Annotated in this window: 10 protein-coding genes; 9 read left to right on the top strand and 1 reads right to left on the bottom strand. The window is 33.4% G+C overall.

Going from position 1 to position 15,848, the window contains the following annotated elements; genetic code table 11:
* Positions 1-80: 80 nt before the first annotated feature.
* The 9 genes from ruvA to AC1EUY_RS03235 all read left to right on the top strand — a co-directional run bounded on the left by ruvA (position 81) and on the right by AC1EUY_RS03235 (position 13,350).
* Entirely contained in the window at positions 81-662 is a 582-nt protein-coding gene (gene ruvA, locus AC1EUY_RS03275) for a Holliday junction branch migration protein RuvA (protein ID WP_480194070.1), read from the top strand.
* Between the two features lie 4 nt (positions 663-666).
* On the top strand, positions 667-7,869 hold the full coding sequence (sov, locus tag AC1EUY_RS03270; RefSeq protein ID WP_480194069.1) for a T9SS outer membrane translocon Sov/SprA: 7,203 nt from the start codon (positions 667-669) through the stop codon (positions 7,867-7,869).
* A gap of 43 nt (positions 7,870-7,912) precedes the next feature.
* Entirely contained in the window at positions 7,913-8,293 is a 381-nt protein-coding gene (gene gcvH, locus AC1EUY_RS03265; protein ID WP_480194068.1) for a glycine cleavage system protein GcvH, read from the top strand.
* On the top strand, positions 8,283-8,666 hold the full coding sequence (locus AC1EUY_RS03260; RefSeq protein WP_480194067.1) for a VanZ family protein: 384 nt from the start codon (positions 8,283-8,285) through the stop codon (positions 8,664-8,666). The genes gcvH and AC1EUY_RS03260 overlap by 11 nt, the downstream gene beginning before the upstream one ends.
* 52 nt (positions 8,667-8,718) lie before the next feature.
* A complete protein-coding gene (locus tag AC1EUY_RS03255; RefSeq protein WP_480194066.1) occupies positions 8,719-9,438 on the top strand; it encodes an energy transducer TonB in 720 nt (239 codons plus the stop codon).
* A gap of 103 nt (positions 9,439-9,541) precedes the next feature.
* Positions 9,542-10,285, top strand: a complete 744-nt coding sequence (locus AC1EUY_RS03250) for an energy transducer TonB (protein WP_480194065.1) — start codon at positions 9,542-9,544, stop codon at positions 10,283-10,285.
* 71 nt (positions 10,286-10,356) lie between these two features.
* Complete coding sequence (gene deoC, locus AC1EUY_RS03245; protein WP_480194064.1) at positions 10,357-11,061, top strand: 2-deoxyribose-5-phosphate aldolase; 705 nt, start codon at positions 10,357-10,359, stop codon at positions 11,059-11,061.
* Between the two features lie 39 nt (positions 11,062-11,100).
* Positions 11,101-11,676 (top strand): acyltransferase, encoded by a 576-nt coding sequence (locus AC1EUY_RS03240; protein ID WP_480194063.1) that lies wholly within the window; start codon positions 11,101-11,103, stop codon positions 11,674-11,676.
* A gap of 18 nt (positions 11,677-11,694) precedes the next feature.
* Positions 11,695-13,350, top strand: coding sequence for a gliding motility protein RemB (locus AC1EUY_RS03235; protein ID WP_480194062.1), 1,656 nt, complete (start codon positions 11,695-11,697; stop codon positions 13,348-13,350).
* A gap of 4 nt (positions 13,351-13,354) precedes the next feature.
* Here AC1EUY_RS03235 and AC1EUY_RS03230 read toward each other — a convergent pair whose 3' ends face one another.
* The gene (locus tag AC1EUY_RS03230) at positions 13,355-15,847 is read right to left on the bottom strand and encodes a DUF5686 family protein (RefSeq protein WP_480194061.1); all 2,493 of its coding nucleotides are present in this window, start codon (positions 15,845-15,847) and stop codon (positions 13,355-13,357) included.
* Position 15,848 lies beyond the last annotated feature (1 nt).

Raw genomic sequence — 15,848 nt, 5'->3', positions numbered from 1 at the left:
AAAACTACTTTTTAAACAGCTAAATATACATTGTATCTATTAAAACAAACATGTAGCTTTGGCACTCAAATTTTTGATGAATGATAACTCATTTGAGGGGAAAACTAGTAGAGAAAAATCCTACGTATGCCATTATAGAATGTAACGGAGTTGGTTACTTTTTACATATTTCTTTAAATACCTTTTCTACTATACCCGATAGCGAAGCTGTTGTATTATATACACATCTATCGATTAGAGAAGACGCACATACACTTTTTGGCTTTGCAGATAAAACCGAACGTGAAGTATTTAAATTATTAATATCTGTATCTGGTGTAGGCCCAAGTATTGCGAGAACAATGTTATCATCTATGACCTCTAAACAGATTCAAGAAGCAATAGCTTCTGAAGATGTTGCGCTAATACAATCTGTAAAAGGTATCGGAGCGAAAACAGCGCAACGCGTTATTGTTGATTTGCGCGATAAAATTTTAGCTACGTATGAAATATCTGAAGAAGTTGTTAACAATAACAATACCCTTAAAGATGAAGCGTTATCTGCACTAGAAGTACTTGGATTTTCTCGTAAACAAGTTGGCAAAACAGTTCAAAAAATTATTCAAGATTCTCCTAATATCAACCTTGAAGACATTATTAAACAAGCACTTAAAAACTTGTAATTAATTGAAAATCAATTCTTTCAATACATATAATTCTCTTTTCGCTTTTGTATTACTGCTTTTAACTTCAGTGGTTTACGCACAAACCACGTCTAATAAATCAGAAAAAGATTCTATCACTGCTAAAAAAGCAGATACTATCATAAAACCAACTACGCCATCTAACACATTAAAATATCCATTTAAGGCTTCGCAAAAGGGTAGTTTATTTTTAGATAAGTTTAAAAATATGGAAATCATCTATGACCCTGACCGAGGGCATTATGTATTTCTAGAAAAAATAGGTGATTATTATATTGAGCATCCTTTTTATATGACACAAGAAGAGTATAAAAAATACCGCCTTCAAAAGGATATGCTCGAATATTTTAAAGAAAAATCTACCGCTTTTAGCTCAAAGAAAAATAAAGAACAAGCACAGAAGAATTTATTACCCAAATACTATGTGCGTTCTGAATTTTTTGAAAATATTTTTGGTGGAAATGAAATAGAAGTAAATCCCCAAGGATCTGTATTGGTGCGAATGGGTGTATTATATCAAAAAGTAGAAAATCCACAGCTTTCAGAGCGTAATCGAGCTAATACAACATTTGATTTTGATCAAGAAATAAGTGCGAGTTTAAACGCAAAAATAGGCAGTCGTTTACGTGTAAATGCTGCTTTTGATACGCAGTCAACTTTCAACTTTCAAAATCAAATAAAATTAGAATACACACCGACTGAAGATGATATTATTCGCAAAATTGAAGTGGGTAATGTCAACATGCCCGTGCAGAGTTCTTTAATTTCTGGTGCTCAAAATCTTTTTGGCGTAAAAACACAATTGCAATTTGGCAGAACCACGGTAACAGGAGTGTTCTCACAACAACGTTCGCAAACCCGTTCTGTTGCTGCACAAGGTGGTGCAACTATTAATGAGTTTGATCTTCGTGCTAGTGATTATGATCAGAATAGACACTTTTTTCTATCACAGCAATTTAGAGATGACTATAATGCTTCGCTAGAAGACTTACCACTTATTAAAAGCTCAAAATATATTACCAGAGTCGAAGTATGGATTACCAATAGAAACAATACCACTGAAAATGTTCGAAACATCGTAGCATTAGCTGATCTAGGTGAAACTGATGATGACAAATATACTGATGGTGCTAACATAAATTCTTTCAACGGACCAGGACCAAGAAATGGCGCCAATACCTTGTTTAGTTTAACGCAACAAGATGCTAATGGTCTCATACGTGACATTGCGAGGGTTGAAGATGCTGTAGTAAGTTATAACATAGTCCAGGGGTCTGGATTTTCAGTACTTGAAAATGCTAGAAAACTAACTTTAGATGTAGATTTTACTTTAAATCCGCAATTAGGGTATATTACCTTAAATAAAGCCTTAGCTGATAGTGATATTCTAGCTGTCGCGTATGAGTACACAGACAACAGTGCTGTTAACCCTGAAACTAATACGAATGTATTTAGGGTTGGTGAATTGAGTGGCGATGGCATAATAGCCCCTAATAACTTAGTAGTTAAATTATTGCGTAGCGAATTATTAGACCCAGGATCATCATTATGGGATTTAATGATGAAAAATATATATGTGCTGCCTGGCGCTTATCAATTGCAGCAAGATGGTTTTAGATTAGAAGTACTCTATAGAGATGATAAAACAGGTGTCCCTATAAACTTCTTGCAAAATGCTATTTCGGTGGCTAACGGAAAAGCCGTAAGTGAAATACCATTATTAAATCTTTTGCATCTCGATTTATTAGATGGTACCAATACCAAAATTGAAGAGGGAGATGGTTATTTTGACTTTATTGAAGGCGTTACGATTAATTCACAAGATGGGTATATTATATTTCCATCGGTAGAGCCTTTCGGCGGGAAAAGCTCGCCTGCACCTGTAGATGTATTAGATTCTGGTGAATTAGGCGACATTCTTACAAATTCAGCTGATGAAATTTTTGTGTTTGACGAATTATACACCAAAACACAAGCACAAGCACAGAATGAATTTCAAAACAAGGATAAATATTTTATACGTGGGTATTTTAAGTCAGAATCTCGCGGTGGAATTCCTGTTGGATTTAATCTGGCTCAAGAATCAGTAAGAGTGACCTCTGGAGGTCGCGAACTTACCGAAGGTATCGATTATGTAGTCAATGGCGGTAGTGTTGAAGTAATAAACCCAAATCTTATTGCATCTAATGCACCCATAAATATTTCTGTAGAGAATAACAACGGCTTTAATCAACAGAACAGAAGATTCATGGGGGTTGATGTACAACATATCTTTTCTGAAGATTTTGCGATTGGAGGTACGTTAGTAAATTTAAACGAACGCCCGTTTACTCAAAAACCTCAATTTGGTGCTGAACCTGTAAATAATACCATTGTTGGCTTTAACCTCAACTATCAAACAGAAGTTCCCTCTTTTACAAAGTGGGTCAATAAATTGCCTAATATAGATACCGACGTTGAGTCTAACTTTTCGGTTCGTGCTGAAGCAGCCTATTTACTACCTGGTTCCCCTAAAGGCATTAACCTCAATGGTGAAGCTGCATCGTATGTAGATGATTTTGAAGGATTTCAAATACCTCTTGATATTAGTTCGCCGCGTCAATGGTTTTTAGCCAGTGTTCCACAGTATCCTTCGGGTAATGAATTAAATTTTACAGATGCTCAAATTCCTGTAGGTTTGAGCGATCGGTTACGATCTGGTGCAGAGCGTTCAAAATTAGCTTGGTACACGATTGACAGATTATTTTATGGCTCTCAACTACGACCCAGTAATATTGATGATAATGAATTATCTAGAGCTGAAGTGCGTCGCGTAGGTTTTGAAGAATTATTTCCGCAGTTACAGTTGGATATTACACAAACGAATATTATAAATACATTTGATTTAGCCTATTACCCGAATGAGCGAGGTAGTTACAGTTTTAATGAAAATGTAAGTGCTGACGGTTTAACATATACCGATAATACTCCCGAAGATAAATGGGCGGGCATTATGCGTTCTATTAATACAAATGACTTTCAACAGGCTAACGTAGAATATATTCAGTTTTGGTTAATGGATCCTTATCAAAATTATTCTATGACGCCCGAAGAAGGTGCTCCCGCCGTAATTAATCCAAATGATTTTGGAGGTGAATTGTATTTTAATTTAGGGAATATTTCTGAAGATATTCTTGACGATAATCGTAGAATGTATGAGAACGGTTTGCCAGAAGACGGCGTGAAAATTCCGGGTAATAATATCATAGAGACAGACTATGGCGATGTGCCCAAAAATCAATCCTTAATTTATGCCTTTACAGAGGAAGATGACGAACGCCCAAACCAAGATATTGGTTTAGATGGACTTAAAAATGATGAAGAACGTAGTCGATTTGGCAATAACGATCCAGCCAACATATACAATAATCTTGAAGATCCCGCCAATGACGATTTTCAGTTTTTTAGAGGCAGTCAATTAGACAATGAGCGAGCAGGTATTCTTACCCGATATAAGCGTTTTAACAATACCGAAGGTAACTCACCTACGATTAATAATTCTACAGAATCTTTCCCCACATCGGCAACTTCGTTTCCAGATATTGAAGATATCAATCAAGATCAAACCATGAGCGATATTGAAAGTTTTTATCAATATAAGATTTCGATCAACCCAACAGATTTGGTAAAAGGTCAGAATAATATTGTTGATGAAAAAATTGTTCCCATCACATTGGCAAACGGACAAACACAGAATGCAAAATGGTATCAGTTTAGAATACCTATTACTTCTGGAGAAGCTATTAATGGTATCTCTGGTTTTAATTCGATACGTTTTATTAGAATGTTTTTAACCAAATTCAAAGTACCCGTTGTATTGCGCTTTGGTGAGCTTGAATTGGTTCGTGGTGATTGGAGACGATATTTATTTAGTGTTGATGATATCAATCCTACGCTTCCTCCTGAGCCTTTAGGATTTACGGAAGATCAAGATTTTGAGGTAGGTGTAGTTAATGTTGAGGAAAATGAAAGCAAGCAACCTTTTGGATATGAATTACCACCAGGAGTACGCCGAGAACGCTTACAAGGAAGTACATCTGTACAACAACAAAATGAACAATCATTACTGGTTAAAGTGAACGATCTCGAAGATGGTGAATCACGCTTTGTATTTAAGAATACTTCGTTTGACATGCGCATGTTTAACAAAATAAAGATGTTTGTTCACGCTGAAAGTATAAATGATTCAGAAATTGAAGATGGAGATATGACTGCTGTTTTGCGACTTGGTACTGATACCAATGACAATTATTATCAAATTGAAATGCCATTAAGAATTACTAGGGATAATCCAATTGAACAAAATGCAGATAGTATTTGGAAAAATAATCTTGAAGCAAATTTAAGAGCCCTTGGTAGGTTAAAACTAGAGCGTGTACAGCAAAATAGTTCAGCAGTAGAATTGTTTCCCAGTATAGCTAGTGATCCTTCCGCTAGAATACGAGTAAAAGGTAATCCGAATCTATCCAATTTGCGAACATTAATGATTGGTGTACGCAACGATAGCGATTCACCGAAAAGTGCTGAGTTTTGGTTTAATGAATTACGCGTTACCGATTTCGACAATGAAGGTGGTTGGGCTGCTGTGTTAAATGCTGATGCTAATTTTGCTGATTTTGCTGATATTTCAATTTCAGGTCGTGCAAATTCGCAAGGCTTTGGTTCTTTAGATCAACGACCACAAGAGCGCAGTCAAGAAGATGTAAAACAGTATGATATTGTTACCAATGTCAATATAGGGCAACTTCTTCCTAAAAAAGCTGGAATAAAAATTCCATTCAATTATAGTATTAGTGAAGAGTTCAGAGATCCAAGGTGGGATCCTCAATTTCAAGATGTTTTATTTGAGGATGCAATAGAAACAAATGAGAATAGTGAAAACTCTAGAGACTATACTAAAAGACGTAGCATTAATTTAATAAATGTTAGAAAAGAACGTACAAACCCAGAAAAGAAACAGCGTTTTTATGACGTAGAAAATTTTTCTGCATCCTATTCTTTTAACGAAACGTATCATCGAGACTATAATATAAAAAGAGCGCTAGATCAAAATGTACGGGCTTCGGCTACGTATAATTATAATTTTAAACCTTTTGTATTAGAGCCTCTTAAAAAATGGAAAGTACTTGATAAAAGTGCGTATTTAAAATTATTTAAAGAGTTTAATATTAATTTATTACCGACTTCTATTTCTGTAAATTCTAATATTACAAGAAGCTTTAATCAGCAAGAGTCAAGATCATTGGTAGAAAATCTACCTCCATTACCTATATTAACTCAACAACGGTTTTTCTTCGATTGGGATTATAATGTTGCTTATAATCTTACGAAATCATTTCAATTTAATTTTAGAGCGACCAACAATTATGTTTATGATGGTTTTAACCGCAAGACTACTACCTTATTTTCTAACTTTTTTACAATAGGAAGACCTAATAATTATCATCAAACCCTAGATGCCAATTATAAATTACCTTTTAATAAAATACCTATTCTAGACTTTATAGATGCCTCGTATGCCTACAAAGCTGATTTTGATTGGCAAGCGCCAGCCAGAGACCTTAGAAACGATATTGGTAATATTATTCAAAATGCCAATACCCATACCTTTTCTGCCACTTTAAATATGAATAAATTGTACCAAAAAACAGGTATTTTAAACCTAGCAACTAAGAAAAAGCGCACTAAAAAGGATAGAAAATCTAACAAGAAGAAAAATGCCTCTGATAAAAAACTACCTGCTAGGCCTAGTATTGCCAATAATTCAAAAAATAGAACAGCCAATAGAAAAAAGATGACTTCAAGTCAAAAAATTGTACAAGGGTTGGTTGATGTTGTTACCTCTGTAAAAAGCGTTAAAATAGCATATACTGATAACAATAGCACATTACTACCAGGCTATAAACCAGAAATTGGATTTTTAGGACGTAATAATTTTGAAGGTGGTTTGGCACCAACGTTAGGATTTGTTTTTGGTAGTCAGCGAGATATTAGAGATTTGGCTATAGCCAATAATTGGCTGTTAGAGAATGATGAGTTTAGTCAAGTATATAGTAATTCGCATTATAATAAGCTCGATATAAATGCAGACATACGACCGTTTAGAAATTTAAATATAGAATTATCTGCCAATAAAATATATGCGAGAAGAAGGTCTCAACAAATTGACATTGAAAATGGAGCACTCAATACAGATTTTCCATTTACTGAATCTGGTAATTTTAGCATGAGCTATTTTATGTTACGAAATGCTTTTGATGGTAATGGTGATGCTACTTTTGAAAAATTTAAGGCAAATAGGGCTGTCATACAAGAACGTTTAGCTAGAAGGGCAGGTCAAGGAACGAACACTGTTGGTTATGGTAAAAATAGCCCTGAGGTTTTACTCCCAGCTTTTTTATCTGCCTATTCAGGTCAAAATGCTAAAAAAGTAAAATTAGGTGCTTTCAGAAATGTACCAATACCGAACTGGCGCTTAAATTACAAAGGATTGATGCAAATACCATGGTTTAAGAAGAACTTTAGAAGTTTTGTGGTAGAGCATCGTTATAATTCTGCTTATTCCATTTTAGGATTCACAAACAATTTACAATATGTGGCAAGCGATCCTACGGCAAATGTTGATATAAATGGAAATTACCAACCAGAAAAACTATTTAACGGTGTAAGTTTAGTAGAAGAGTTTAACCCATTAGTAAAAGTCGATATGAAAATGCGTAATAATTTTTCTTTCAGAGCAGAATTAAAACGCGACAAGTCTTTAAATTTAAATCTAAATAATAATACCCTGACAGAAATAAGAGGAACCGAATATGTATTTGGATTGGGTTATCGCATAAAAGATGTAAGACTCAATGTTCGTACAGGCAATACGGTTAATAAATTTAAAGGAGATATTAACCTAAAAGCCGACATAGGCTTTCGAAACAATGCAACTGTTATACGATCTATAGATATCGATAACAATCAAATAACGGGAGGACAACAGTTATTATCGATAAAATTCATTGCAGATTATGCATTGAGCAAGAATCTAATGGCTTCATTTTTCTATGATCAAAACTCTTCTAGGTTCTTAATTTCGAATACCTTCCCAAGGAATTCTATCAATACCGGAATTAGTTTACGATATACTATTGGAAATTAATTCAAAACTTTTAAATTCGCAACATATATAAATACTTTTTAAAATGAATATTCCTGCTGATTTAAAATATACGAAAGACCACGAATGGATTAAGTTAGACAATGATATTGCAACTGTAGGTATTACAGATTTTGCGCAAAGTGAATTAGGTGATATTGTTTATGTCGATATAGATACTTTAGATGAAACGGTAGAAAAAGACGAGGTCTTTGGCTCGGTAGAAGCTGTAAAAACGGTATCTGATCTTTTTATGCCATTAAGTGGAGAAGTAATCGAATTTAACGAAACTTTAGAAGACAGTCCAGAAAGTGTAAACTCTGATCCTTATGGTGATGGTTGGATGATTAAGATCCAAATCACTGATAAATCACAAATTGATGCACTGTTAGATGCCGATGCTTACAAAGCACTTATTGGAGCGTAACGCGCTTACAATTGCCATTTTTTTAACAATCATTGTAGCTTTTCTGAGTCTTATTTCGATTTCAGGCTTAAGCTTTGGGTTGAGATTACATAAAGTAGAAAACTCTGATAAACTAGGACATATTATCGCATATTTTGTATTGAGTTTATCTTGGTTCTATGCCTGTAATTTTGATCTTAAATCTACAAAACAAAAACTACTATTTATTCTCATTTTAATTAGTTACGGCATAATTCTTGAGGTTTTACAAGAGAGCATTACTACCTATAGAACAGGTGATTTTAAAGATATTCTTGCCAATTCTTTAGGTGTATTTATCGCAGCTATGAGCTTCAAAAAATTGAATTACTGGTTCAATTCTCTGTTAAAATAGTTGTTCGTTATTTTTTATTTATTAAATTAGCATCAAATAAATCTATTTACCGATGGAAATCAAAAAAAACCCTAAAGCAAACTTAGAAAAATATAGTAAGTTGTTTATGCAACTTGGTCTTTTACTGGCTTTGCTTATTGTTTACTTAGGTGTAGAATACAAAACCTTTGACAGAAGCTTATCAGACTTGGCTGGTGTAATGGGAGATGAAGAAATTGAAGAAGAAATTCCGATTACTGAGCGTATCGAACAAATTAAACCACCTCCACCTCCACCACCAGCTCCAGAAAAAATAGAAGTGGTAGAAGATGAAAAAGAGGTTGAAGAAACTGTTTTAGAATCTACTGAAACCGATGAAGATGATGTTGTAGAAATTCAGGATATTGTTGAAGAAGAAGAAGAAGAAGTGGTAGCAGAAGATGTACCCTTTGCTATTATTGAAGATGTACCTGTTTTTCCAGGTTGTAAAGGAACCAATCAACAAAAGAAAGATTGCCTGAACAAGGCAATGCAAAAGCATATTCGTAGAAAATTCAATACAGAATTGGCAAATGACTTAGGATTATCGCCAGGTAAAAAGAGAATTTTCGTTTTATTTAAAATTACGAAAACTGGTGGAATTCAAATTACAGGTGTAAGGGCTCCACATAAACGATTAGAAGATGAAGCTAAGCGCGTTGTAAAATTATTACCAAAAATGACACCTGGAAGACAACGCGGTCGTGCGGTAAATGTACCATACCAACTACCTATCGTTTTTCAAGTTGAATAACAATTATTCTCCGTTATAATATCAAATCCCAGCCTTTCAGCTGGGATTTTTTTGGTACGTTTCTTGTGGTTTAACATAATATTAACATCTTAACTTTATTATTATGAACACAAAAAAACATTACCGAAATGACAAGTTACAAAAAAGTTCAAAATTATTTTTACAGCTAGGTTTGATTCTTGCGCTTTTAATAAGCTATGCAGTTTTAGAAATATCATCTCTGCAGCCTACACTAGCTGATTTCACACAAAAAGATGCCGATTCAGAGGTCTATGTAATTCCAGACGCTCCTACCCATTTTGAGTACAAGAAAAAGAAAGAATCTAAAAAAAAGGTTATTAAAAAACCAAAACAACTTGATCAAGTTATTATAGATGATAAACATACAGATGCTACAATAGATATTTTCAAAACTGTAGATTTAGATAACCCTGATATTGATAGAGCTATTAATAAACTACCTGATGAACCCACTGAACAGCCAAGTGAATATGAATTTATAAAAGTAGAGATTAAACCTACTTTTAAAGAGTGTCAAGACTTATATGGATTAGCTCAAAGCCAATGTTTTCAACAACAAGTGCAACGCTATATTAATAAAAACCTTAGGTATCCTGAGGCTGCAGCGAATGCAGAGCAACAAGGTAAATCATGGATAGAATTTATTATCGATGAAAACGGAGATGTAAAAAATGTAAAAACGTTTCGTGACAGAAAATCTTATAGATTACTTGATGATGCAGCAATTAAAGCCGTAAAAAAGTTACCTAAAATGATTCCTGGTAAGCAAAGTAATAAAACTGTAAAAGTCAAATATGTAGTTCCTGTCAATTTTAGATTAAACTAAATACAAATCCTGCCTGGTGCAGGATTTTTTATATGTGATAATTTGTACTTTCGCTATACAATTAAAATGCATTGAATATACATCAATATTTAGATAGTACCTATTTAAAAACAGCTAAACAAGCTGGTATCTCAGAAAAAGAAACTATTAAAAAAATTGAGACGCTAACATTAGAGGCCATAGCAAATAATTTCAAGCTGGTGATGGTTCGTCCTGAATATGTTGCTTTCGTAAAGAGCCTTATTTCTAAAGTGAATAGTAAGGTCTTGGTAGGTACTGTGATCGATTTTCCTAAAGGAAAAGCATCAATAAACAAAAAGTTAGAAGAAGCTAAACATGCAATTAAAAATGGCGCAGATGAATTAGATTTTGTAATCAATTACACAGCTTTTATAAATGGTGATTTAGAGTTGATTAAAATTGAGATCATACAAAGCACTAAACTTGTACTAAAACACAAAAAAATCATAAAATGGATTATTGAAGTCGCGGCCTTGAGTACTACTCAAATTGCTTCCATTTCTAAATTTATTAGCAATATTATCTTAGAGAATTTTGACAATTCCCTCGCTAAAAATGTATTTGTAAAATCCTCTACGGGTTTTTACAAAACTGAAAATGAGAAACCTAATGGTGCAACTATAAAATCTATGAAACTTATATTATCAAATGCACACCCTTTAAAAGTAAAAGCTGCTGGAGGTATAAAATCTTATGATGATGCCATTAAAATGATTAATTTAGGCGTTTATAAGAATTGGAACTTCATCTGCTAAACTAATAGTCGAAGGAGGCAAAAGTAACAACATATATTAATGGAAAAAGAATATTTCGCACACGAAACCGCCGTAATAGATGAAGGCTGTCGTATTGGTAAAGGAACCAAAATATGGCACTTTAGTCATGTTATGCCTAATTGCATAATTGGTAAAAAATGTAATATTGGTCAGAACGTAGTAGTTTCTCCAGATGTTACATTAGGTGACAACGTTAAAGTTCAAAATAATGTCTCTATTTATACAGGCGTTATTTGTGAAGATGATGTTTTTTTAGGACCTTCTATGGTTTTTACTAATGTAATTAATCCGCGTAGTGCTGTGAATCGTAAAAGTGAATACATGAGAACTGTGGTTAAAAAAGGAGCAACCATTGGTGCTAACGCCACAATAGTCTGTGGGAATGATATCGGTGAATATGCACTTATAGGAGCAGGAGCAGTGGTTACGAAAGAAATTAAACCTTACGCATTAGTTGTAGGTAACCCCTCAAAGCAAATTGGCTGGATTAGTGAATATGGGCAACGGTTGTATTTTAATGAAGATGGTTATGCCATTTGTTCTGAAAGCAAGGAAAAATATCAATTAAAAGACGAAAAAGTCTCAAAACTTTAAAAAAGATATAAAAGCCAGATGAAAAGACTTTATTTTTTAGTTGTAGCAATTTTCTATACAATGTTTACATCTTCACAATCGGGAAATGAATTATTTCCCGAACATACTAGTGAGTTGAACATTCCGTTTTTACATAGTTCATATAATGAGATCGATTTCTATTTAAATAAGAACGAAAATACGCATACAACCTCAAAACCTTATATATATAGTGATGTACGTAACTATGTAGATTTAAGTACGCTTAAAGAACCGTTATTTAAAGATAAATCAACATGGTTAGGTAAAAAGTTCTGGAATGAGCATTTTGTAAACGTTCAAGGTGAAAATTTTTGGTTTACTATTAATCCAGTTTTTGACTTACAACTAGGTAAAGATAATTCTGATGAAATCGATTATACGTATAATAATACCCGTGCTATTCAAATTCAAGGTGGGTTAGGAAAAAACTTAAGTTTTAATACTTCATTTTATGAAAGTCAAGGTCGATTTGCAGAATATATTAATCAATTTGCTAGAAATAACCCTCCTTTAGGAGCAGGGGGTACAGTTCCGGGAAGGGGTAAAGCTAAAGGTTTTAAAGAAAACGGATTTGATTATCCTATTGCTGAAGCCTACTTATCATACACACCTAATGACATTTTTAATTTTCAATTCGGAAATGGAAAAAATTTTATTGGCGACGGGTATCGCTCTTTTATGCTCTCAGATGTTGCTGCTCCGTATCCATTTTTAAAAATTAACACTAAATTCTGGAAAATTAAATACACCAATATTTGGATGTGGATGGATGATGTGAGACGCGACTTAACAGATAATGAAACGAATTTTAGAAAATATGTTGCTATTCATCATTTAAGTTTTAATGTTACTAAAAGATTGAATTTAGGATTATTTGAAGCTGTAGTAACGCAACGCACACCCTCAACTGGATTTGATATTAATTTTTTTAATCCTATAATTTTCTATAGAGCAGCAGAATTTACCAGAGGTTCTGAGAGTGGTAATGCTATGATCGGATTAAATACCAAATATAAAGCCACAGATAATATTGCATTATATTCACAATTTGTACTTGATGAACTTACCGTAGGGCGCTTTTTTGATGGTGATGGTTATTGGGGTAATAAGTTTGCTTTTCAGGTAGGTGCTAAATATTATAATGCATTTAAAGTTGATAATTTATTCTTGCAAGGTGAATTTAATGTCGCTCGACCTTATACGTTTAGCCATTTTGGTACTTCTACTTTAAATTATGGCCATTTTAATCAACCTATAGGACATCTTTGGGGAAGTAATTTCTGGGAAACTGTAGGCATTGCTCAATATAGAAAAGATCGTTGGTTTGCCAATGCAAAAATAGTATTAGGTAAAAAAGGTTTTGACTTTGAAGGAAACACAACCAGTTTTGGTGGTGATATTTATATTTCGAATGAAAATCGTACTGGTGATACTGGTGTAGAACTTTTACAGGGTAATAAAACAGATATTTTTATTGGAGACTTACAAGCAGGTTATATTATAAACCCAAGCACAAATATGAAATTATTTGCTGGTTTTACCTTTAGAAATTTTACACCTGCAACGGTAAGTAATAATTTTACAAAAGATAATACCACGTGGTTCACTTTTGGTCTTAGAACCGATCTGTTTAATTGGTATTTTGATTTTTAATACATTAGAAAAAGAACCCGAACCCGCCTTTTATAGCAAACTTACTTGCTCCAGGTAAATCGTTGTAATTACCCCTAAAAATAAAATCGATACGTAATACTTTAAAAATATTATCAACTCCTAGATGATATTCGTAATAAGGTTTTGTAGGAGCTAATGCGTTACCATCTCTTAAGAAATTATTCATCTCAATATTATCTGCTGATAAATTACCAATCACGCCTCTTATTCCTACAATTTCACGTAAATTCAATTTTCTAAGTAAAGGTATTCTAGAAAATATTCTTCCATTAAAATTATGTTCAAGGTGTAATGATGCATATTCATCTGTAACAAACTCATAATAATCAAGTAAATCAAAAGTTCGCGCTGCAAAAAATGGTGTCTGGTTTCCTGGTACAGCATCTAATAGGCTTAATGGCACCGCACCAAAAGTCTTACCTGCCTCTAACGTATATTTTAGTTTACCAAAACCACCCATTAATATACGATGCCTGTAGAACAATTGTAGTTTATCATAATCGAAATCACTATTTAAAAACCCTTTTAATCCTTTCGTATAACTTACATAAATCGTTGGATATCGTCCCTCATTACTTATGGCACGTTCAACACCAAAACCCGCAGTTTTTCGTCCAGGTGTATAATTAATAGCCAAATCTACTTCAGACTGTTTTACTTCAGATTGCTCAACACCGTTTTGATCAATATAGTTAAGGTCAAACAAATCTGGTGCAGCCGATCGTAATGTTTTATACGTTGCTCCTACTCTAAAATTTAGATTTTTTACAGGTTCAATATCAATAGCTGCGTTCGTTAGATTTAAATTGGTAAGCCTAAAATTCTCGCCGCGTGTGAAGAAAGCAGCCGATGCAAAGCTTCGATTTAATACATCGTTGGCAGTAGTTAAACTTACACCTGTCTGTTCCACGTCTCGGCGATTACCAGCGGAAATAATAATTCTATTTCGTTTATCAACCATCCATTTACCACCTATACCATATTTAAACTTTTCATCATTAAATCCATACGCCAAAAAGCCTTGCAGTCGCCAAGTATCATTTTGATTCCAATACGTTCTCCCTCCTATTCTAACACGAGTTCCTTCAACATCATTACTACCAAAAGTTGAGAAAATGGGTCCGTAATCAAATCCTTTAAAAGGTTGCCAATACCCTGAGGCAAGAATTGATCCTAGGCTATAAAGCTGTTTAAATCGTTTTACTGTTTTTAAGGTGTCAAGCATTTTATAAATTCCTTCCTCATCATCATTCAATTTTTCTAGTCTATTGTCTTTCCAGAAATCATCGGGTCGATCATATATTTCAGCATTATAGGTATCTACGCGCGGTTTATAAAAGCTATCCTCATGTGTGGTTACAAAATCATAATTATTGAATAACGTTGTTCTCCTACCATAAACTCCTTTAGCTTTATCTTTTTTTCGTAAAGCAAAGTCAGACATCATATGATCTCTTTTCAACAAAAAAACAGAATCATTTAATACATTAAATTCTTGTTCGATATGAATCTCTTTCACCCAATTAATATTTGCACTACGGGTAGCATCCATTTCGATTTGTTTCACGGCATAGGTAGAATCGTTCACCCAAAAATCTCCTTTAAAAGTGAGTTCATTTTTTCTGCGCGGATAGAAAACAATATTATAACACCATTTATTATCTATATAAGCACTATCGGTTAATACATAGTTATACACAGAGGGACCAGTGCGAGAAAGTGGACTTGTAAAACTTTTATCAAAGAATTTTAGATAATTATCATAAATATTATAATCGACATACAGTTGTTTAATAAACTCTATCAGTTCTTGGTTACTATCAAATCCTGAGTTTTTATTTCCTTTTAGCTCTTCTCTATACTTTTTTGATGGTTTATTCTTACCATAAGCTTTATAGGCAGCCTCATTAATAAAGATTGGCAAATACGACTTACCAGTAACGCTGGAAGTATCTATTTTATCAAAAACAAATTCCATTCCTTTAAAGAGCTTTCGCTTTTTAAACTTTTCATCAATATTATTTAAGTCAAATTCAATTTTTTCGTACTTATCATATTCATATTGTGAATAGAGAAGTACTCCGTTTTGCCTTTTCTTAGCCCATATTTTTCGAAGAATGGCAATAGCAGGATTTCCTTTTTTCTTTACTTTACCAGAATACACTACAACCTCATCTAATTGTGCGCCTTCCGCAAGAACAATTTTAAGATCAAAATTTCGGGCTTTAAGTTGAATTGTTTTTGATTGATACCCAATAAAAGATACTTCGAGTTCTTTATAGGTAGTTTCAGATTCTATATAGAATTTTCCGTTTTCATCAGATACAGTTCCCTCAACTGATCCTTTAAAAATAATATTTGCAAACGGAATTGCTTCTCCATTTTCATCTACCACTACGCCACTTACTTTTACTTGCGCAAAAATTGCGATGGTAAAAAGAAAAAATAAAACTGTTAAATATTTAATTTTTAACATA

The sequence above is a fragment of the Maritimimonas sp. 2210JD6-3 genome, assembly GCF_056591795.1.
This window is presented reverse-complemented; position numbering and strand designations above follow the sequence as displayed.